Genomic DNA, 20,274 nt, shown 5'->3' with positions numbered 1-20,274 from the left:
CAGTCATGCGTTATATCAGCACCCGCGGCCAGGCACCGGCCCTGAACTTCGAAGACGTTTTGCTCGCCGGCCTTGCCACTGACGGCGGCCTGTACGTGCCGGAAAACCTGCCTCGTTTCACTCAGGAAGAAATCGCTTCGTGGGCCGGCCTGCCGTACCACGAACTGGCGTTCCGGGTGATGCGCCCGTTCGTTACCGGCAGCATTCCGGATGCCGATTTTAAAAAGATTCTGGAAGAAACCTATGGCGTGTTTTCCCACAACGCCATCGCGCCACTGCGCCAGCTGAATGGCAACGAATGGGTATTGGAGCTGTTCCACGGTCCGACCCTGGCCTTCAAGGACTTCGCCCTGCAACTGCTGGGTCGCTTGCTCGACTACGTGCTGGAAAAACGCGGCGAGCGTGTGGTGATCATCGGTGCCACCTCCGGTGATACCGGCTCGGCGGCCATCGAAGGTTGCAAGCACTGCGAGAACGTCGACATCTTCATCCTGCACCCGCACAAGCGCGTGTCGGAAGTGCAGCGCCGCCAGATGACCACCATCTTCGGCGAGAACATCCACAACATCGCCATCGAAGGCAACTTCGATGACTGCCAGGAAATGGTCAAGAACAGCTTCGCTGACCAGAGCTTCCTCAAAGGTACGCGTCTGGTGGCGGTGAACTCGATCAACTGGGCGCGGATCATGGCCCAGATCGTCTACTACTTCCACGCCTCCCTGCAGTTGGGCGGCCCGGCGCGTTCGGTGTCGTTCTCGGTGCCGACCGGCAACTTTGGCGACATCTTCGCCGGTTACCTGGCGCGCAACATGGGCTTGCCGATCAATCAGTTGATCGTCGCCACCAACCGCAACGACATCCTGCACCGCTTCATGAGCGGCAACCAGTACGTCAAGGAAACCCTGCACGCCACGCTGTCGCCGTCGATGGACATCATGGTTTCGTCGAACTTCGAACGCCTGCTGTTCGACATGCACGGTCGCAACGGTTCGGCGATTGCCGGCTTGATGGACACCTTCAAGAGCGGTGGCGGTTTCAGCGTTGATGAAGAGCGCTGGACCGAAACCCGCAAGCTCTTCGACTCCCTGGCCGTGGACGATGCGCAAACCTGCGAAACCATCGCCGAGGTCTACGCGCAGACCGGCGAGCTGCTCGACCCGCACACTGCCATCGGTGTGAAGGCCGCACGCGAATGCCGTCGCAGCCTGGACATCCCGATGGTGATTCTGGGCACCGCCCACCCGGTCAAATTCCCGGAAGCGGTGGAGAAGGCCGGTGTTGGCAAGGCGCTGGAACTGCCTCAGCACCTGGCTGACCTGTTTGAGCGCGAAGAGCGCTGCACCGTGCTGGCCAATGACCTGAAAGCCGTGCAGGCGTTTGTCAGCCAGCATGGCAATCGCGGCAAGCCACTCTGACCCGCCGGTTATTGCGCAGCAGATCAAGCCCGTCTTCGTGACGGGCTTTTTCATTCTGGCAATAGAGGATGTGCCCGTTCGTCACGCGCCAGCCCATCAGGAACATCGGGCGGTCGTCGGCACAGCGCCAGGCGCGGCTTTCAAGGCGGGCGCCGAGGGGCATCCTGGGGTTCCAGCTTGTGGGTGGTTGTTTTCTCTCTGTCATCTTTGCCGTGCATGCTCGATTGACTCGGGCAGGTGACGACACAAAAGGTCGAACTTTCTGCTGCGGGCACGGGTCACTTGAATGTCAGCATCTTAGTGACATTTTTGTTTTTCGAACTTTATTCGAATGATTGAGTGGTGATCGAGATGGAAAGTATCAGCCTATTGCTCGAAGAAGCACTGAGCCCTTATCAGGTTACGTTGACCACCTCGGGTGTGCAGGATGAGTGCCTGGTGACCGTGAAGAATCCGGCTGGCGCTATTGTCGTCGAGCGGGAAGTCGATCGGGCGCAATTGACGGATAAGCGCGTGCTGGTGGATGTGGTCGATTGCCTGCTGCGCGACCTTAAAATAGCCGAAGGGCGCCTGGAACCCTCGGTGATTGCCGCCTTGCGCAACGCCGCACAGACTCGCGGCAGCGCGCTCGCATGAAGAATTGTTTAATTGGCGAAACTTCCTACGCCATGCCCGGTCAGATTTTTTAACAACAAGAGCAAACATTGTGCTCCGGTGTTTGTGGCTTGTTGTACTGGTCTTTGTAGGCCACGTTTAACCCCGAAGTGTCTCCCCACTCTTCGGGGTTTCTTTTTGCTTGGGATTTATCCGGCACAGGCTCAAGGCTCGGGGGAGTTCAGGAAAAAGCTCGGGTTATCCAACAAATACTGTTCACGCATTGCTGGGTCTAACCACGAAGCGTAGGACTGTTGCACTTGCTCCAGTGGGATCTCACCCAACGCCTGATCGATTCGCTGTATGGCCTGGCGACCTTGAGGCGTGTTGGAGCAGCCGATATGCGTGCGCTGGTAAGGCGCTGAACCCTTGATGGGAAAGAACAGCAGGTCCTGGGCCGCAATCCCCTGTTGCTGGGCGTGATAGCGGATTTCCGGCGGGTAGCCCAGCACGGCCTCAAGTCGCCCCAGACGTTGCATCTGCAACAGGCTGCCCAGGGCGTCATTGCCATAATGCAGGGCCAGGGTGTGCGGGTCAGCGTGCTTGAGCTGTTCATCGACGGTGGGGCCGTAGCTGCGTTCGGCAGTGGCGCCGATGCGCGCCTTATGGGCTTTGAGAAAGGCTTGCAGGTCAAACTGACCCTCGACGATATAGGGCGCCATGGCCGCCTGTTGGCTGCGCGGGATCGTCACCCCATTGCTGACCGCCACGAATGCCTGGGCGGAAAACACCACGTACTGGGCGCGCTCTGGCGTCCACAGCAGCGATGGATCACAGATCAGGGGTTGAGCACGCAACATTTGAATGCCGCGCGCGCGGTTGACGTGCATCACTTGATGCCGATACTCCGGCAGGTGCTCCATGAGCAGCGGCAACAGTTGGTCGAGTGCGCCCTGGTTTTTTTGCGGGCCTTCGAAGATGGTCATTGGCGGCAGGTCGCGCAGCAGCCAGGTCATTGTGTTCTCGGCCCGTGCCGAGAGCGACCAACTGCCGAGCAATATGCTTACAAGCAGCAAGCGGATGTACGGGCGAACCATCAGATCGCGCCATCCTCACGCAAACGGGTAATGGCGGCGGCGTCGTAACCCAGCTCATTGAGCACCGTGCTGTTGTGCTCACCCAACTGCGGCCCAACCCATTCGCAACTGCCTGGCGTCTCGGAGAGCTTGGGCACGATGCCGGGCATTTTGAAGTCCTTGCCACCTGGCAATTGCGCCTTGAGGAACATTTCCCGGGCCAGAAACTGCGGGTCGCCGAGCATGTCTTCGGCACTGTAGATACGGCTGGCGGGCACTTCGGCCTTGTTCAGTTGTTCGACCACTTGTTCCAGCGGCAGCGAGTTGACCCAGCGATCAATCACCCCGTAAAGCTCGTCACGGCGGCTGTCACGCCCGTCATTGCTGGCCAGTGTCGGGTCGTTGGCCAGGTCGTCGCGGCCGATGGCGCTCATGAAGCGCTTGAAGATCGCATCGCCATTGGCGCCGATCTGCACATGCTTTCCGTCGGCACTGGTATGAATCGAGGAAGGCGTGATGCCGGGCATGATGTTGCCGGTGCGCTCGCGGATAAACCCGAACACGTCGAACTCCGGGATCATGCTTTCCATCATCGCGAAGATGGCTTCGTACAGCGCCACATCCACCACTTGGCCGAGCCCGCCGTTGACTTCCCGGTGCCGCAGCGCCATCAGCGCGCCGATTACCGCCCACAGGGCCGCAATGGAATCGCCGATTGAAATTCCGGTGCGCACCGGCGGGCGGTCTTCGAAGCCGGTGATATAGCGCAAACCGCCCATGGACTCGCCCACCGCACCAAAGCCCGGCTGGTCTTTCATCGGTCCGGTCTGGCCGAAACCGGAGAGGCGGACCATCACCAGCCTGGGGTTCAGCGCGTGCAGGGTTTCCCAGCTCAAACCGAGTTTTTCCAGTACACCGGGGCGGAAGTTTTCGATCAGGATGTCGGCGTCCGCCAGCAGCTGTTTAAGAATCGCCAGGCCATCCGGGTGTTTGAGATTCAGGGTCAGCGACTTTTTATTGCGCGCCTGCACAAACCACCACAGCGAGGTGCCTTCGTACAGCTTGCGCCACTTGCGCAGCGGGTCGCCGCCATCGGGGGATTCGACCTTGACCACTTCGGCACCGAATTCGGCGCAGATGCGTGAGGCGAACGGGCCGGCGATCAGGGTGCCCAGTTCGATGACTTTCAGGCCGGCGAGCGGTTTGGCATTAAACGACATGAGGATCCTTAGCAAGCAGGGGCGGTGGTGTCATGCCTTTTAACATAGGCGAGCGGCCCAGGGATAAGCATGATGCAGCGCAGTATTCGTTCAATGGCTGCCCCATCGGTTAGACTGGCGACCTTTCCCTGTCTTTAGAAGCCCGTTCATGGCCCAGCCGTCCACGACCTACAAATTCGAACTCAACCTCACCGACCTCGATCGCTCGGTGTACGAGAGCGTCAAACAGACCATCGCCCGCCACCCTTCGGAAACCGAAGAACGCATGACCGTGCGGCTGCTGGCCTACGCCCTTTGGTACAACGAGCAGTTGGCGTTCGGGCGTGGCCTGTCAGATGTAGACGAGCCGGCCCTGTGGGAAAAAAGCCTGGATGATCGGGTGCTGCACTGGATTGAAGTCGGCCAGCCCGACGCCGACCGCCTGACCTGGTGCTCACGCCGCACCGAGCGCACCAGCCTGCTGGCCTATGGCAGCCTGCGTGTATGGGAAGGCAAGGTGGTGCCGGTGGCCAATAACCTCAAGAACGTCCACATTGCCGCCGTGCCGCAGGAAGTCCTCGAGACCCTGGCCAAGGACATGCCGCGCGTGATCAAGTGGGACGTGATGATCAGCGAAGGCACCATTTTTGTGACTGACGACCGTGGCCAGCATGAAGTGCAATTGCAATGGCTGGTTGGCGAACGCGGCTGAAGAGGTACAGCTTCAAGCGGCAAGCTTGAATCTTGCAGCTCATTACTAATATCCACTACAGAGAATTCCCCTTCGTCCCATGCGTATCGATCCTCGCCCGTTGCCCGCTGTCCTGCCGTTTCTCGGTGAATTGCCACCGCTGTTGACCCGTCTCTACGCCGCACGCGGGGTGCAGTCTGAGGCTGAGCTGGACAAGAGCCTGGCGCGGTTGATTCCCTACCAGCAACTCAAGGGCATCGACGCGGCGGTAGACCTGCTGGTGACGGCCCTGGAGCAGCGCCAGCGCATCCTTATCGTCGGTGACTTCGACGCCGATGGTGCCACGGCCAGTACCGTGGGCACCTTGGGCCTGCGTTTGCTGGGTGCGGCCCATGTCGATTACCTGGTGCCCAACCGCTTCGAATACGGCTACGGCCTGACCCCGGAAATCGTCGCGGTGGCGCTGCAACGCGAGCCGCAGCTGCTGATCACTGTGGATAACGGCATCTCCAGCGTTGAAGGCGTGGCGGCAGCGAAGGCCGCCGGGTTGCAGGTTTTGGTCACCGACCACCACTTGCCCGGCGATGAATTGCCGGCGGCGGATGCCATCGTCAACCCGAACCAGCCTGGCTGCGAGTTCCCCAGCAAGGCGCTGGCCGGCGTCGGTGTGATCTTCTACGTGCTCATGGCCCTGCGCGCGCGGTTGCGCAGCCTGGGCTGGTACGACAACAAACCGCAGCCGAACATCGGCGAGCTGCTCGACCTGGTCGCCCTGGGCAGCGTCGCTGACGTGGTGCCGCTGGATGCCAACAACCGCATCCTGGTGCACCAAGGCCTGGAGCGTATTCGTGCCGGGCGTGCGCGGCCGGGGATCAAGGCGATCCTCGAAGTGGCCAAGCGTGACCACGCGCGTATCACCTCCACCGACCTCGGTTTTATCCTCGGGCCACGCCTCAATGCCGCAGGGCGCCTGGATGATATGAGCCTGGGCATCGAATGCCTGCTCACCAGTGACGTGGCGGCGGCACGGGAAATGGCCGCGCAACTGGACGGCATGAACCAGGACCGCAAATCCATCGAGCAAGGCATGCAGCGCGAGGCCCTGGCCCAGCTCAAGGACTTGCCGGTGGAGTCGATGCCTTACGGCTTGTGCCTGTTCGACCCGGAATGGCACCAAGGTGTGATCGGTATTCTGGCGTCACGCATGAAAGAGCGGTATTTCCGCCCGACCATCGCCTTCGCCGACGCCGGTGATGGCCTGCTCAAGGGCTCAGGGCGCTCTGTACAGGGTTTTCACATCCGTGATGCCCTGGCGGTGGTCGCCAGCCAGCATCCCAACCTGATCGCCAAATACGGCGGCCACGCCATGGCCGCCGGCCTGACCTTGCCCGAGGAAAACTTCCCACTGTTTGCCGAAGCCTTTGATGCCGAAGTGCGCCGGCAACTGTGTGAAGAAGACCTCACCGGTCGCCTGTTGACCGACGGTACGTTGGCGGTGGAAGAGTTTCACCTGGAACTGGCGCGTGCCCTGCGACATGCAGGGCCATGGGGCCAGCACTTTCCCGAGCCGTTGTTTCACGGTGTGTTTCAGTTGGTGGAACAGCGTGTGGTTGGCGAGCGGCACCTTAAAGTGGTGCTCAAGAGCGAATGCGGGTCAGTGAAGCTCGATGGCATTGCGTTTGGTGTGGACCGTGAAGTCTGGCCGAACCCGACGGTGCGTTGGGTGGAGTTGGCCTACAAGCTGGATGTGAACGAGTTTCGTGGCAATGAAACTGTGCAGCTGATGATTGCGCATATCGAACCGCGCTAGCGCTTATTAACACCGCAAAACAACTGTGGGAGCTGGCTCCCACAGTTTTAATCCGCGTACAGGTAGGATTACTCGGCCTTGTCCTTCGCCTGGTGCTTCACAATGATATCCACCAAACGCTGAGCCAGCGCCGGGTAGTTCTCATCAAAGTGATGCCCGCCCGGCAGCTTCACCGCCTCGCCCACAGCCGTGGTATCGGTGCAGCCACTCTCGTTGACTTCTTCAGCACCGTAGATGCACACCACTTTGTCCGCCGGCAGCTTGGCCATTTCCGGGCCGGTGGCGGCTTCTTTGCCGGCGTTGCCCAGCCAGCCTTCCACTTCGATTTCAAAGCTGCCGGTGCGTGCAAAGGCGAGCAGGATGATGGCGTCGACACGTTGCTGTTCGCTTTCCGGCATGCGGTTGTAGATCGCCGGCAATACGTCTGCGCCGAACGAATAGCCGGTCAGTACGAAGCGTTTGGTGCCCCACTTCTGGCGGTAGTGCTGCATCAGCTCGGTGAGGTCTTTGGCGCTTTGTTCCGGGGTCTTGTGCTGCCAGTAGTAGCGCAGGGTGTCGATGCCGACCACCGGGTAGCCGATCTTGGCCATTTCACCGGCTACATCGCGGTCCAGGTCACGCCAGCCGCCATCACCGGAGAGGAACAGGGTAACGGTGTCCTTGGCTTGGCCGGCCGGTACTTCGACCACCGGAATCGCCAGGCCGCCGTTGTCCGAACCGACCAATTGCTTGCGCAGTTCGTTGTTCAACACTTGCGGGTAGTGAATGTCGTAGTCGCTGATGCTGGTCGTCGCGCGCGGTGTATCGCGGACGAAACTGGCGCTTTCATCGTCAGGGTTATCGTTCCACGCCACCAGCCAGTTGCCGTGGGCGGAGGTTTTCGGCAGTGGGTCCTTGCAGCCTTCCTGCACCAGGGCGAAGCCGACGGAGATGGCGTTGGCCTTGTCGTCGTTCTGTGACGCCAGCCAGCGCCAGGCGAGCGCGGCGCCAGGGCCGATACCGCTCACCAGCGTCGCCGGGCCTTTAAGCTGGGCCAGGGCGCTTTGCAGGGCTTGTTCCTGCAGCTTGCAGTCATCTTTTGGCAGGATCACTTGCACGATCTGCGCCGAGCCGCCCTGGCTCAGGGCAATCAGCTGGCTGTCGCTCAAGGTTTCGTCGGCCATTACGGCCACGGCCACGCGGGCCTTGGCCGAGCCGTTAGGCGTCACACGGGTCATCACCGAACCGTCGGCCTGGGGCAGTTGTTCCAGGGTCGGTTGCGGGGCAGGGCGGTTCCAGTACCAAAAGCCACCCGCCGCGATCAGCGCGAGCAGCACTACTAAGGCCAATACATACCGCCAGGAGCGTCGAATCATCAGCGTTTCACCAATCCAGTCAAGCCGCCCGCAATCAGGGCGGCGGTATCGGCCAGTGCCACCAGCGGATCAAGTCCTGCGGGCACGGCCATATAACGAGGTTCCCAGTCAGGCTGGAACTTGTCTTTGAAGCGGCGCAAACCTTGGAAGTTATACAGCTGCTCGCCACGGCGGAACACCATCGAGCCCAAGCGTTGGGTCAGCGGCGCACCACGGCGCGGTTGCAGGCCCGACAACGGCACCATGCCGAGGCTGAAGCGGGCGTAGTCGTGGTTCTTATAATGTTGAATCAGGCCAACCATCATGAATTCCATGGTCAGCTTCGGCGCGTCCGGGTGCGCACGCATCAGGTCGAGACTGGCCAGGTCATGGTTGTAGGTCTCGAGCAGGTTGGCGAAGGCTACCGGGCGACCTTCGAAGCGAATGATCGCGATGCGAAAGTGCTTGAGGTAGTCGTCGCTGAAACGTCCCAGGGAGAAGCCTTTTTCCCGCACGTTCTTGCCGGTCAGCCAGGCATCGGAGATGACTTTGAGCTCATCCATCGGCGCCTGGCCCGGGTCGCAGATCTCCAGGGACAAGCCGTCCCGGGTGCCACGGTTCCAGGTGTAGCGTAGATCCTTCATCTCTTTGCCCTTGGCTTCCAGGTCAAAGCGTTTGAGGTCGACGCGGGCTTCTTCGCCCAGCTTGATCGCGGTGAGGCCGATGTCCATGTAGTACGGCAGGTTTTCGGCGCGTACCTGGTAGAACACGGGGCGTGCGTGATGGATGTCGCACAGGTCACGGAACTGCCAGATCATCTCCGCGCGGGGCTGAGTCGGGCCGATCGGGTCGTACAAGGCCACCAGGCTGCGCCCGCGACGGGCGTACATCAGGAAGGCTTCATCGTTGGGGTGAAACAGCAACGCCTTGTCGCCGGTCAGCGCCAGGCCGCCGTCAGGTTGCGAGGAGGCCATCAGGATCTTGGTGGCGCGCTCCAGCTCATCCGGGGTCGGCAGGTGGATCACCGGGCGGGCGGTGCGCAACAGCCAGGTCAACGACACGATGACCAGCAACACCGCCGCACCCAGCAACGAACGCAGGCCCCGTGGGGCGTTGGCGTCCAGGGTGAACTGCCACCACAGTTGATGGCTGTACGGCACATCTTGATAGGCAAACAGCAGCAGCCAGATCGAGGCGCCCAGCACGCAGACGCTGGCCACCAGGTACAGCGGCGAGAACGGCAGTTCAGTCAGGCGGCTGGCGCGGTAAAACGAGCGACGGAAGATCGCCAGCAGCACGGCGGTCATGGTCATCAGGCTGGCTTCTTCCCAGTCAAAACCCTTGAGCAGCGAGAGCAGGGCGCCGGTCAGCAGCAGCACCATGGTCAGCATCCAGGCCGCCGACAAACGTCGACGCAGGCCTTGGGCGAGCAGCAGGCACAACACGCCGATCAGGCTGGCACCGAAGTGCGAGGCATCAATCAGGCGGTGGGGAATCAGGAACCCGATGTTTTCCAGGCGTGAGTCGATTTCCGGCGTGGCGCCGGAAAAAAGCAGGACCACGCCGGACAAAAAAACCAGTACGGCCAGCACCGGCGCCGCCAGGCCCGATGCAACCCGCAGGCTTTGCTGGGTCTGGAACAGGCGCTGGGCTTCGTTGACCAGCAGGAAGATACAGGCGATCAGCAGCGGCAGCACCACGTAGATCATCCGGTACAGCAGCAGGGCCGCGGCCAATGGCGCGGCGCCGAGTTTGTCGGCAAACGCGGCCAGCAGAATCGCCTCGAACACACCCACGCCGCCCGGCACATGGCTGAGTACACCGGCCGCCAGGGCCAGCAGGTACACCAGCAGGAACGGGCCGAATGGCGGCGCTTCGGGCAGCAACATATAAAGGACGGTGGCGGCAGCGGCCACATCCAGCGCGGTAATGATCAGTTGCAGGAAGGTCAGGCGGCGGCCGGGCAGGCGCAGCGTGCGACGCCCGGCCTTGACCAGCAGGTTGTCCGGGTAAGGCTGCTCCGGCAGGCGGCGGCGATAAATGCCGATGCACAGCGCAACTGACAGCAGCAGCACCGCGCCGGCAATGCCGCCGAGCAGGCCTTGGGACACGTGCAGGTAGGTCGAGGCCGCCGGCAAGTTACTCAAGGTGGCCAGTGCAGCCAGCGGCGGCAGGGCGGTGCCCAGGGCCAGGCTGGCAAATACGGTCATGTGCGCCACTTCCGAGGCGCCGATGCCGTGGCGTGCATATAAACGGTAGCGCACCGAGCCGCCGGAAAGCATCGACAGGCCAATGGCATTGCCGATGGCAAAGGCGGTGAAGCCGCCCATGGCCAGGGTTTTGGCCGGCAGCTTTACGCCGGCATAACGCGCGCCGGAGAATTCATAGCCCAATAGAATGACGAAACCGGCGACCGCCGCGGCAAATGCGCCGAGCAAGGCAGGCTTGGGCACTTCCAGGATCGAGTCGTGGAGCGCGTAAAGATCGAGCTCCAGCAGCAGGTGTCGGCAGGCGATCAGGGCGATAGCGAACAACAGCAGAGTGACGGCCAGCCCAATGGGTTGACGGTATTTGCTCAACAGATCCAGCCAACGCAAACGGGTGGGAGTAATCGGTTGTTCCGCTGTGACGGTGTCTTGTGGTTCAGACGAGTTGGCGCGCATCAATCACCTCGTGGATTGTGCGCGACAGGATGGAGGTATCCAGCCAAGTTACCAATCCCTATGGACAAAATAATTACAAATATTAACGCTTATCGCCGGGGGCGGCGACAGCGGCCATTGGTCGTAGAGGGTCGTGCTTGAGTACTGAGCATAGCTTGCAATGACATGGACTCTGCAAACCGTATACGGTTTCATGAAAGATGCCATGCCATTGTTTCAGAAGAACTTTTTCACCGGATACAAAAAAGGCCACTCTTTCGAGTAGCCTTTTTTGATGTTTGGTTGCGGGAGCCGGATTTGAACCGACGACCTTCGGGTTATGAGCCCGACGAGCTACCAGACTGCTCCATCCCGCGTCTGTGGGCGGCATTCTACAGCCCAGCGGCGAGGTGTCAACCGTTAATAGTCTGATGGGTCAAATAAGTGGAAATTAGTCACTCCACAGCCACCTTGTGCGGTAAGTGCAGGGTGGGCAACGTTTTTTCTGTCTTACAATTTTCATACAGGGCTAAAACAGGCGCGCACAAAAAAGGCCACTCTTTCGAGTAGCCTTTTTTGATGTTTGGTTGCGGGAGCCGGATTTGAACCGACGACCTTCGGGTTATGAGCCCGACGAGCTACCAGACTGCTCCATCCCGCGTCTGTGTGTCGGCATTCTACAGAGGAACGCAGGTGTGTCAACCTGTGAATTGAAGAAAAGCGCTTGTGGTTCAATCGGTTAGCTCTCCAGGGTGGGCTTCGAACGGCCTCGGGGCCAGTCTGGCCAAGGGTTTCAGCTCTATTGGCGGCTGGTTTTCGATTGAGAAAATAAATTCACCTGGGAAATTTCCTACCGCTCAAACGGCAGATTCAAACTACTGGTGCTATATACAGGAGTGAGTGCGATACTGGCCGCCCGTTGGATTACACCCTCTGTTTATATGACGCAGCGCAAAATCATCCACGTCGACTGTGATTGCTTCTACGCCGCCATCGAGATGCGCGACGACCCGAGCCTGGCGCAAAAGCCCTTGGCGGTCGGCGGTTCGGCAGACAGGCGCGGAGTGATTGCCACCTGCAACTATGAGGCGCGGGCCTATGGCGTGCGCTCGGCCATGTCATCGCGTCACGCCTTGAAGCTGTGCCCGGACCTGACCATCGTCAAGCCGCGCATGGATGCCTATAAAGAAGCCTCGAAGGAAATCCAGACGATCTTTCGCGACTACACCGACCTGATCGAGCCGTTGTCGCTGGACGAAGCCTACCTGGATGTGTCCGACAGCCCGCATTTTGGCGGCAGTGCCACGCGTATCGCCCAGGACATACGCCGGCGCGTCTCCAACCAGTTGCACATCACCGTGTCGGCCGGCGTGGCGCCGAACAAGTTTCTGGCCAAGATCGCCAGCGACTGGAAAAAGCCCAACGGCCTGTTTGTGATCACCCCGGATCAGGTCGAAGACTTTGTGTCGCAGTTGCCGGTGAAAAAGCTGCACGGGGTCGGCAAGGTCACTGCCGACAAGCTGGCGCGCCTGGGCATCGAAGACTGCCTGCAGCTGCGCGAGTGGAACAAGCTGGCGCTGGTGCGTGAATTCGGCAGTTTTGGCGAGCGGCTCTGGGGCCTGGCCCGGGGGATTGATGACCGCGTGGTGCAGAACGATAGCCGTCGGCAATCCATCAGTGTGGAAAATACCTACGACGTGGACCTGCCGGATCTTTCAAGCTGTCTGGCGAAACTGCCTGAGCTGATGGAAACGCTGGCGGGGCGCATGGCGCGTATCGACAGCAGCTACCGCGCGGGCAAGCCGTTCGTTAAGGTGAAGTTTCATGACTTTACCCAGACGACGCTGGAGCAGGCCGGGGCAGGGCGGGATCTGGAGAGTTATCAACAGCTGTTGACGCAAGCGTTTAACCGGGGCGGGAAGCCGGTGCGGTTGTTGGGGATTGGGGTGCGGTTGCTGGACCTGAGCAATGGCAATGAACAGCTCGAGCTCTCCTGGTAGAAACCGGAAAAATGTGGGAGCGGGCTTGCTCGCGAATGCGCAGTGTCAGTCGATACATTCATCACTGATACACCGCCTTCGCGAGCAAGCCCGCTCCCACATTTAGATCTATAGCGTTTTCAGGATCTCAGCGTGCCCCAGGATCTGCGACGAGCCGCCCCGCATCCTTGGTCAGTGCCTGCAGAAACTCCTGCTGCAATTCCGGATCATTGCGCGTCAATTCGATCAGGCTTTGTTCCAGCTCGCTGGCCTCTTCTTCCAGGCCCAGTTCCGACAGGCGTTTGACCCGGTGCACCCATTGGCTCACTTCGTCATCTTCCAGGTCGTCGTAGATCAGGCCATGGGCTTCGAGCAACTTGTTGCGCAGTGTGCTGCTGATCGCCAGCGACGAGTCGGAATGCACATCGTCCTGGCCATCTTCCACGCTGATCTTCAAGGTGCTGACGCGGTTCAGGTCCTGCTCGGCAAACGGGCTGTCCAACAGGTTCAGGCGCAGTACGCCGTCGCGGTCGGTGGTCAGCTCATGGGTCTGCTTGCCGGCGGTGACCTGTACCGGGCGTTCGCTCCAGGGCAGGCTCGAATACTCCGTGCGCTTGTCGCGCTGCACTTCATCAATACCGGCCAGGTTCTGTTGCGCACGGCCGTGGGATTGCACGTTCATGAACGGGTTGATGCCGTCCACGCCGTAGCTCAGCCAGTCGTGCGTCATGCTGGTGGGCAGGTTACCGAGGGCGAAGATATTCACCACGTTGGCGCCCGCGCCCGCTACCAGTGCAACGGCACCCAACGGCATCTCATAGAGTTTGCGCCAGGCTTGGTAGGGGGTGTAGCGATCGTAACGGCGGGTGACTTCGAACTCGGTGACCTCAAAGGTCTTTTGCTCGTGAATGCGAACCCGGCGTTGCGGCAGTTCCAGCACTTTGGGTTCGCCTACATCGATTTGCAGGCTGTGATCGAGCAACTTGCGCTCGACCCGCTCCTCGTGCTCACTGCGTTGCGACATTTGATTGGCGCAGCCGCTGACCAGCAGGGCGCCGCACAAGGCGGCGCCCCCCAGGGCTCTGGTGTTTCGCTTGAACATGACTTCTCTTGATCTGGTTTTCAGCGACGAATACGCGCCTGAAGGAAAGACAGCACGTCAGCCACCGGCAACGGTTGGGCGCAGGCTTCGGTCCGGCTCTTGTATTCCAGATTGCCATCGGCCAGGCCGCGGTCACTGACCACGATACGGTGCGGGATGCCAATCAGTTCCATGTCAGCAAACTTGATGCCCGGGCTGGTTTTCTTGTCCCGGTCATCGAGCAGCACTTCAAAACCGGCAGCCGTCAGTTCGGCATACAGTTTGTCGGTGGCTTCGCGTACTTGCTCGTTGTCATAGCGCAGCGGTACCAGGGCGATCTGGAACGGTGCCAGGGCGTCGCTCCAGATGATGCCTTTTTCGTCGTTGTTCTGCTCGATGGCAGCGGCAACCACGCGCGATACGCCAATGCCGTAGCAACCCATGTCCAGGGTGATCGGCTTGCCGTTCTCGCCCAGCACTTCGCACTTCATCGCCTTGCTGTACTTGTTGCCCAGCTGGAAGATGTGCCCGACTTCGATGCCGCGCTTGATTTCCAGGGTACCTTTGCCGTCCGGGCTTGGGTCACCGGCCACCACGTTACGCAGGTCGGCCACGGTCGGAACCGGCAGGTCACGCTCCCAGTTCACGCCGAAGTAGTGCTTGTCATCGATGTTGGCGCCGATACCGAAGTCACTCATCAGCTCGACCGAACGGTCGATGATGATCGGCAGCGGCAGGTTCAGCGGGCCGAGGGAACCGGCACCGGCGCCAATGGCGTCGCGCAGTTCGGCATCGGTGGCCATGACCAGCGGGCTGGCCACGCCAGGTTGCTGGGCCGCCTTGATTTCGTTGAGTTCGTGGTCGCCACGGATCACCAGGGCGATCAGCTTGCCTTCTTCTTCGGCGCGCACGATCAGGGTCTTGATGGTCTTTTCAATCGGCAGATTGAATTTTTCCACCAGGGCCGCGATGGTCTTGGTCTCTGGCGTGTCTACCAGGCGCAGTTCTTCAGCCGGTGCGGCGCGGGACGTTTCCCGTGGCACGGCTTCGGCTTTCTCGATATTCGCCGCGTAATCGGAACCGTTGCTGAACACGATATCGTCTTCGCCGGATTCGGCCAGCACGTGGAACTCGTGGGAGCCGGCGCCGCCGATGGAACCGTTGTCCGCTTCAACCGGGCGGAATTTCAGGCCCAGGCGCGTGAACACGTTGCAGTAGGCGGTGTGCATGCGGTCGTAGGTGGCCTGCAAGGACGCCTGGTCTGCGTGGAACGAATACGCGTCCTTCATGATGAATTCGCGGCCGCGCATCAAGCCGAAGCGTGGGCGGATTTCATCACGGAACTTGGTCTGGATCTGATACAGGTTCAACGGCAGCTGCTTGTAGCTGCTGAGCTCGTTGCGCATCAGGTCGGTGATCACTTCTTCATGGGTCGGGCCGGCGCAGAAGTCGCGGCCATGACGGTCCTTGAAGCGCAGCAACTCAGGGCCGTACTCTTCCCAGCGCCCGGATTCCTGCCACAGCTCAGCCGGTTGGGTGCTCGGCATCAACACTTCCAGAGAGCCGGCGGCGTTCATTTCTTCGCGAACGATGGCTTCGACCTTGCGCATCACCTTCAAGCCCATGGGCAGCCAGGTGTACAGGCCGGAGGCCAGTTTGCGGATCATACCGGCGCGCAGCATCAGCTGATGGCTGATCACAACCGCGTCGGAAGGCGTTTCTTTCTGTGTGGCGAGCAAATATTGACTGGTACGCATGGTAGGCCGTTGTCGGTTGCTTGGACTTGAAATGACTTGGGATTGTACGGGCGGTTGTCGCTGGAGTACAGGCGTGAGGTCGTGGCGGTGTTTCTGTTGAAGTAGAGCCTGTGTGGGAGCTGGCTTGCCTGCGATAGCGGTGTTGGATTCACCATCGCTATCGCAGGCAAGCCAGCTCCCACATTGACTGAGTCAGGTCAGTCTTCTGCGGGAGGATTCAATCGCGCCCGTCGGCTTTCCTGAAACCAGTGCAGCGCAATCAGGAACAGCGTCGGCACACCCAGCAGGCAGGTGATGATGAAGAAGTTGTGATAGCCGAACTTCTCCACCATCACGCCCGAGTAGCCACCAATCAGGCGCGGCAGCAACAGCATGATCGAGCTGAGCAGCGCGTATTGGGTGGCGGAGAACTTGAGGTTGGTCAGGCTCGACAGGTAGGCGACAAACGCCGAAGTAGCCAGGCCCGAACTGAAGTTATCCAGGGAGATGGTGAAGATCAGCATCTGCAGGTCGGGGCCCATGTCGGCGAGCATCACGAACAGCAGGTTGGTGGCCGCCGAGGCAATGCCGCCGATAAACAGGATCGGCAGGATGCCGAAGCGCACGATCAACAGGCCGCCCATACCGGCGCCGAGCAGGGTCATGATCAGGCCGAAGATCTTGCTGACCCCGGCGATCTGGTCCTTGGTAAAGCCCTGGTCGATGTAGAACACGTTGGCCATCACGCCCATCACCGTGTCGGACATGCGATAGGTCGCAATCAGCCCGAGCAGCAGCAGCGCCTGCCAGCGATAACGCAGGATAAAGTCGTTGACCGGCGTCAGCACCGGCGCCAAACCTCGGCGGCCCATGGCCGAGAGGCACAGGGTGGTGAGGATGATGTACAGGATGGCGCGCAGGAACGCGCGGTCTTCCATCAGCAGCTCCCACAGGCTCACGCCGTGGAACAGCACGCTGGCGAAATCGGTGTTGTACAGCTGGGTGAACATCGCCGGGACCGACACCAGCAGCACGATCAGCACAAATACGGAAACAAGCTGATGTGCAAAGCTGTAGCGCCCGGCCTGCAGTTGGGTGCGCAGTGGTACGTCGGGTTCACGCATGAAGAAGGTGGTCAGCAGCGCCGGGATCATCAGCACGCCGAACAGCACGTAAGTGCCGGTCCAGGCCGAGTGCTTATAGTTGAAGCCGGTGGAACCGAAGCCTTCGGCAAAGAACAGCGCGCCGGCGGTGGCCAGCAGGGCGGCGATGCGGTAGCCGGACATATAGCTGGCAGCCAGTGCGGCCTGGCGGCTGTCGTCGGCGATTTCCAGGCGATAGGCGTCTACCGCGATGTCCTGGGTGGCCGAGGCGAAGGCTACGATGACGGCAATGGCGATCAGCCAGGACAAGTGCTTTTGCGGGTCGCAGAAGCCCATGCCGATCAACCCGAGGATCACCAGCGTCTGGGCAAGTACCAGCCAGGAGCGACGTCGTCCCAGTTTGCCGAGCAGCGGCAGGCGCCATTGATCGAGCAGCGGCGACCAGACCCATTTAAATGCGTAGGCCAGGCCGATCAGGCTCGCATAGCCGATGGTCTCGCGGGCCACACCGGCCTCGCGCAACCACACGGAAAGCGTCGAAAACACCAACATGTAAGGCAAGCCGGCGGCGAAGCCGAGCAACAACAGGACTAACGTCGAAGGGCTGGCATAGGCGGCGAGCGCGGCGCGCCAGGTTTTACGGGGCATGGGCTGGAGTCTGCCTCAGATTTGCGGAAACAAAGCGCGCACTCTAACCGCTGTGCTCTACCGGGCGCCAGCCATGACGCTGAATATCAACGCGATTATTCAGGATACTGACGCCTTCGCTGCGCAAACGCGCACGTTGTTCGTCGCCTGAAGCACTGCCCACCGGCAGACTTATCCGACCACCGGCACCCAATACCCGATGCCAGGGCAGGCGGGTGCCCTCGGGAAGCTGGCTCAATGTACGCCCGACCCAGCGGGCGGCCCGGCCCAGTCCGGCCAGGTGCGCCAATTCGCCGTAACTCACCACGCAACCTTCGGGCACTTGCGCCAGGGTCAGGTACAAGGCCGTGCGGCGCATGTCTGCGGGGCTTTGGGGGGCGTCTTCGGGTGTGTGGGGTGTGGGCATCGCCGCGTCTTTATAAAGAGGTGTTTTTGTAAGAAACGTCTGTAATCATTCCGTTGAGAATTGAACTCAATATAAATCCTTGAGTCAGTCCAAGCTATCTAACACGATAACGCCCCTTTTTCGCCATTTTCGAGCCTCGAATTCGCTTATGTTGTCCAGAACCCTGCTCTGCCTTGCTGTTCTCAGCGCCTCCACGCCCCTGCTCGCCGACACCATATGGTTGAAGAACGGTGACCGCCTGACCGGCAAGATCAAAGTCTTCGACGGTGGCAAATTGCTGATTCAGACCAATTACGCAGGGGCCATCCCGGTGGACTGGAAACAGGTCAAGACCCTGGAAAGCGACCAGGAACTGCTGGTCAAGCAGGACGCTTACACCGGTGAAAAAGCCAAATCCCTGAAAGCGGCGGAGGATGGCAAGGTCACCCTGACCAATGGCGAAGCGCCGAAAACCGTGGACTTGGCCAGCATCCAGCAGATCATCAAGCCAAAGCCTGTGATCGAAGACCTGGTGTGGAAGGGCAATGTCGACCTGGCACTGGACTACAAACGCGCCGACAAGGACACCAACGACTACGACATCGACTTCAAGACCACCGCCCGTCACGGCCAGTGGCGGCATACCGCCCAGGGCGAATACAACCGCGAGTTCCAGGATGACGTGACCACCACCGACAACTGGTCGCTGGAATATGACCTGGACCGCTTCATCACCGAGCATTGGTACTGGCAGGGCCGCTTGACCTACAAGCGTGACAAGGTTGAAGACCTGTCCCGCCAGCGCACCGTCGGTACCGGCCCTGGCTACCAGTTCTGGGACGATGAGCTGGGCGCGTTCTCCCTCGGCTCGCTGGTCAACCGCACCGATTACCAGTATTCGGACGATCGCAAGAGCAACTTCTATTCCCTGGCCATGAAGTGGAGCTACAACCGCTACCTGGTGGGCAAGACCGTGGAGTTCTTCACCAACGGTGAAGTGGGCAAACCGCTGGCCGGGCCGTCCGATTACTCCCTGGATGCGGAAATGGGCCTGCGCTACAAAGTCACCGAGTGGGCGTCGCTCAACCTCAAGGCCGAGCGTGACCTCATTAATGGCGAATCGCAAAGCAGCCTGGACAAGACCCGTTACACCGCAGGCTTCGGCGTCGCCTGGTAAAACAGCCCGGTAAAACCAGCAACGGGCACTCTGGCAACCCGCGCCGATATTGATTACCTTGTGTTGAGATTCATTCCCATAGACGCCATAGGCTGTGGGCGGCTGAACACCCGAGGAGTCATACCGTGAGCACGCAGGTTGCCAAGAACGCCCGAGAGCTGTTGCTCAAGGAATACCGTGGAGCGCTCTCCACATTGTCCAAAGCCATGCCGGGTTTTCCCTTCGGCTCAGTGGTGCCGTACTGCCTCGACGCGCAGGGCCAGCCGATCATCCTGATCAGCCGCATCGCCCAGCACACCCACAACCTGCAAAAAGACCCCAAGTGCTCGCTGCTGGTGGGTGAGCGCGAGGCGGATGACGTGCAAGCGGTAGGGCGCCTGACCTACCTGGCCGAAGCCGAAAAGCTTGAGGATGAGGCGGCGATTGAAGCCGCCGCCGAGCGCTATTACCGCTACTTCCCGGATTCGGCCAACTACCACAAGGCCCACGATTTCGACTTCTGGGTGCTCAAGCCGGTGCGTCACCGTTACATCGGCGGCTTTGGTGCGATTCACTGGGTTGACCAGCTCACCCTGGCCAACCCGTTTGCGGGCCAAGCCGAGCGCAGCATGATCGAGCACATGAACAGCGACCACACCAAGGCCATCGCCCACTATGTGGAGCTGACCGGCCTGCCGACCACTGAACCTGCGCAATTGGCCGGTATCGACAGCGAGGGCATGCACCTGCGTATCGGCCAGTCCTTGTATTGGCTGCCGTTTGCCGAGCCTTGCAACACGCCGACACAAGTGCGCGAAGCCTTGGTTTCATTGGCTCACGCCGACGTCTGGCCGAAAAAAGAAGCCGTCAGCGCTTGAATTCACGAAACGGCGACGTCATCTAAGGTGGACTGGCAAGGCATTCTTGCGTTGAGGAACCATTTGATGCGCCCTTTTTTATTGCTCTTTCTGCTGTTCCCGGTGTTGGAGCTGTTCGTATTCGTTCAAGTCAGCAGTGCCATCGGGTTTTTCCCGGCGTTGCTGTTGATCATTCTCGGCTCGATGCTCGGCGTGCTGGTGCTGCGCGTCGCCGGCCTGGCCACGGCGCTGCGTGCCCGTGAAAGCCTGAACCGCGGCGAACTGCCTGCACAGACCATGCTTGAAGGCCTGATGATGGCCTTGGCCGGTGGTCTGTTGATCCTGCCGGGTTTTATCAGCGATGTGGTCGGCCTGGTCATGCTGCTGCCGTTCACCCGCAAGCTGTTGGCCGGCAAGATGCGCCAGCGTGCCGAAGAAGCGGCGATCCGCCAGCGTGCGTTTGCCGACGACCTGCAACCCCGTGGCGGCCCGGCTCCGCGCCAGCCGTTGGGGCGTGAAGGGGATGTGATCGAAGGCGAGTTCGAACACCGCGACAGCAAATAACCGC

At 60.5% G+C, this 20,274-nt stretch carries 17 protein-coding genes and 2 tRNA genes; 8 read left to right on the top strand and 11 right to left on the bottom strand.

Annotated elements, in window-relative coordinates:
* The first annotated feature begins 5 nt into the window (after nucleotides 1–5).
* The gene (gene thrC / locus BLV67_RS22910) at nucleotides 6–1,415 is read left to right on the top strand and encodes a threonine synthase (protein ID WP_056858690.1); all 1,410 of its coding nucleotides are present in this window, start codon (nucleotides 6–8) and stop codon (nucleotides 1,413–1,415) included.
* Here thrC and BLV67_RS22905 read toward each other — a convergent pair.
* Complete coding sequence (locus BLV67_RS22905) at nucleotides 1,381–1,578, bottom strand: hypothetical protein (RefSeq protein ID WP_069788175.1); 198 nt, start codon at nucleotides 1,576–1,578, stop codon at nucleotides 1,381–1,383. The two genes, thrC and BLV67_RS22905, sit on opposite strands and share 35 nt — an antisense overlap.
* A 188-nt stretch (nucleotides 1,579–1,766) precedes the next feature.
* Between BLV67_RS22905 and BLV67_RS22900 the strand changes: the two genes are divergently transcribed.
* Nucleotides 1,767–2,051 carry a DUF3509 domain-containing protein gene (locus BLV67_RS22900; protein WP_065930486.1) on the top strand — a complete coding sequence of 95 codons (285 nt, stop codon included), beginning with the start codon at nucleotides 1,767–1,769 and terminating at the stop codon, nucleotides 2,049–2,051.
* Nucleotides 2,052–2,233: 182 nt separating this feature from the next.
* Here the strand turns inward: BLV67_RS22900 and BLV67_RS22895 are convergent, their stop codons facing one another.
* Nucleotides 2,234–3,106, bottom strand: a complete 873-nt coding sequence (locus BLV67_RS22895; protein ID WP_069788174.1) for a TIGR02285 family protein — start codon at nucleotides 3,104–3,106, stop codon at nucleotides 2,234–2,236.
* Nucleotides 3,106–4,305, bottom strand: a complete 1,200-nt coding sequence (locus BLV67_RS22890) for a CaiB/BaiF CoA transferase family protein (RefSeq protein WP_069788173.1) — start codon at nucleotides 4,303–4,305, stop codon at nucleotides 3,106–3,108. The genes BLV67_RS22895 and BLV67_RS22890 overlap by 1 nt, the downstream gene beginning before the upstream one ends.
* A gap of 148 nt (nucleotides 4,306–4,453) precedes the next feature.
* On the opposite strand from BLV67_RS22890, the gene BLV67_RS22885 reads away from it, so the two are divergent.
* Both BLV67_RS22885 and recJ read left to right on the top strand, forming a co-directional pair.
* Nucleotides 4,454–4,996: a YaeQ family protein gene (locus BLV67_RS22885; protein ID WP_003193952.1), complete on the top strand. Its 543-nt coding sequence runs from the start codon at nucleotides 4,454–4,456 to the stop codon at nucleotides 4,994–4,996.
* Between the two features lie 79 nt (nucleotides 4,997–5,075).
* On the top strand, nucleotides 5,076–6,785 hold the full coding sequence (gene recJ, locus BLV67_RS22880) for a single-stranded-DNA-specific exonuclease RecJ (protein ID WP_065930394.1): 1,710 nt from the start codon (nucleotides 5,076–5,078) through the stop codon (nucleotides 6,783–6,785).
* Nucleotides 6,786–6,853: 68 nt separating this feature from the next.
* Here recJ and BLV67_RS22875 read toward each other — a convergent pair whose 3' ends face one another.
* From BLV67_RS22875 to BLV67_RS22860, 4 genes are all read right to left on the bottom strand, one after another.
* Entirely contained in the window at nucleotides 6,854–8,140 is a 1,287-nt protein-coding gene (locus BLV67_RS22875) for a virulence factor family protein (protein WP_065930395.1), read from the bottom strand.
* Nucleotides 8,140–10,782 carry a bifunctional lysylphosphatidylglycerol flippase/synthetase MprF gene (mprF, locus tag BLV67_RS22870; protein ID WP_069788172.1) on the bottom strand — a complete coding sequence of 881 codons (2,643 nt, stop codon included), beginning with the start codon at nucleotides 10,780–10,782 and terminating at the stop codon, nucleotides 8,140–8,142. Before mprF ends, BLV67_RS22875 begins: the two co-directional genes overlap by 1 nt.
* A 279-nt stretch (nucleotides 10,783–11,061) precedes the next feature.
* Nucleotides 11,062–11,138, bottom strand: a tRNA-Met gene (locus tag BLV67_RS22865).
* 207 nt (nucleotides 11,139–11,345) lie between these two features.
* Nucleotides 11,346–11,422, bottom strand: a tRNA-Met gene (locus tag BLV67_RS22860).
* A 280-nt stretch (nucleotides 11,423–11,702) separates the two neighbouring features.
* Between BLV67_RS22860 and dinB the strand changes: the two genes are divergently transcribed.
* Nucleotides 11,703–12,761: a DNA polymerase IV gene (gene dinB, locus BLV67_RS22855; RefSeq protein WP_065930397.1), complete on the top strand. Its 1,059-nt coding sequence runs from the start codon at nucleotides 11,703–11,705 to the stop codon at nucleotides 12,759–12,761.
* 127 nt (nucleotides 12,762–12,888) lie between these two features.
* On the opposite strand, the gene BLV67_RS22850 is transcribed toward dinB, so the two are convergent.
* The 4 genes from BLV67_RS22850 to BLV67_RS22835 all read right to left on the bottom strand — a co-directional run bounded on the left by BLV67_RS22850 (nucleotide 12,889) and on the right by BLV67_RS22835 (nucleotide 17,714).
* Nucleotides 12,889–13,842 (bottom strand): hypothetical protein, encoded by a 954-nt coding sequence (locus BLV67_RS22850; RefSeq protein ID WP_065930398.1) that lies wholly within the window; start codon nucleotides 13,840–13,842, stop codon nucleotides 12,889–12,891.
* 20 nt (nucleotides 13,843–13,862) lie between these two features.
* On the bottom strand, nucleotides 13,863–15,578 hold the full coding sequence (locus BLV67_RS22845; protein ID WP_065930399.1) for a proline--tRNA ligase: 1,716 nt from the start codon (nucleotides 15,576–15,578) through the stop codon (nucleotides 13,863–13,865).
* 197 nt (nucleotides 15,579–15,775) lie between these two features.
* The gene (locus BLV67_RS22840) at nucleotides 15,776–17,308 is read right to left on the bottom strand and encodes an AmpG family muropeptide MFS transporter (protein ID WP_017139744.1); all 1,533 of its coding nucleotides are present in this window, start codon (nucleotides 17,306–17,308) and stop codon (nucleotides 15,776–15,778) included.
* Nucleotides 17,309–17,351: 43 nt separating this feature from the next.
* The gene (locus BLV67_RS22835) at nucleotides 17,352–17,714 is read right to left on the bottom strand and encodes an MGMT family protein (RefSeq protein ID WP_065930400.1); all 363 of its coding nucleotides are present in this window, start codon (nucleotides 17,712–17,714) and stop codon (nucleotides 17,352–17,354) included.
* Between the two features lie 148 nt (nucleotides 17,715–17,862).
* Here BLV67_RS22835 and BLV67_RS22830 point away from each other — a divergent pair, with 148 nt between their 5' ends.
* The 3 genes from BLV67_RS22830 to BLV67_RS22820 all read left to right on the top strand — a co-directional run bounded on the left by BLV67_RS22830 (nucleotide 17,863) and on the right by BLV67_RS22820 (nucleotide 20,270).
* Nucleotides 17,863–18,870: a DUF481 domain-containing protein gene (locus BLV67_RS22830; protein ID WP_058422706.1), complete on the top strand. Its 1,008-nt coding sequence runs from the start codon at nucleotides 17,863–17,865 to the stop codon at nucleotides 18,868–18,870.
* 125 nt (nucleotides 18,871–18,995) lie between these two features.
* Complete coding sequence (locus BLV67_RS22825; protein ID WP_065930401.1) at nucleotides 18,996–19,727, top strand: HugZ family pyridoxamine 5'-phosphate oxidase; 732 nt, start codon at nucleotides 18,996–18,998, stop codon at nucleotides 19,725–19,727.
* Nucleotides 19,728–19,793: 66 nt separating this feature from the next.
* The gene (locus BLV67_RS22820) at nucleotides 19,794–20,270 is read left to right on the top strand and encodes an FxsA family protein (RefSeq protein WP_016975517.1); all 477 of its coding nucleotides are present in this window, start codon (nucleotides 19,794–19,796) and stop codon (nucleotides 20,268–20,270) included.
* The last annotated feature ends 4 nt before the right edge of the window (nucleotides 20,271–20,274 follow it).

The organism is Pseudomonas salomonii (assembly GCF_900107155.1).
GTDB lineage: Bacteria > Pseudomonadota > Gammaproteobacteria > Pseudomonadales > Pseudomonadaceae > Aquipseudomonas > Aquipseudomonas salomonii.
The sequence above is the reverse complement of the archived record's forward strand: the minus strand, read 5'-3'. Positions and strand labels throughout refer to the sequence as shown.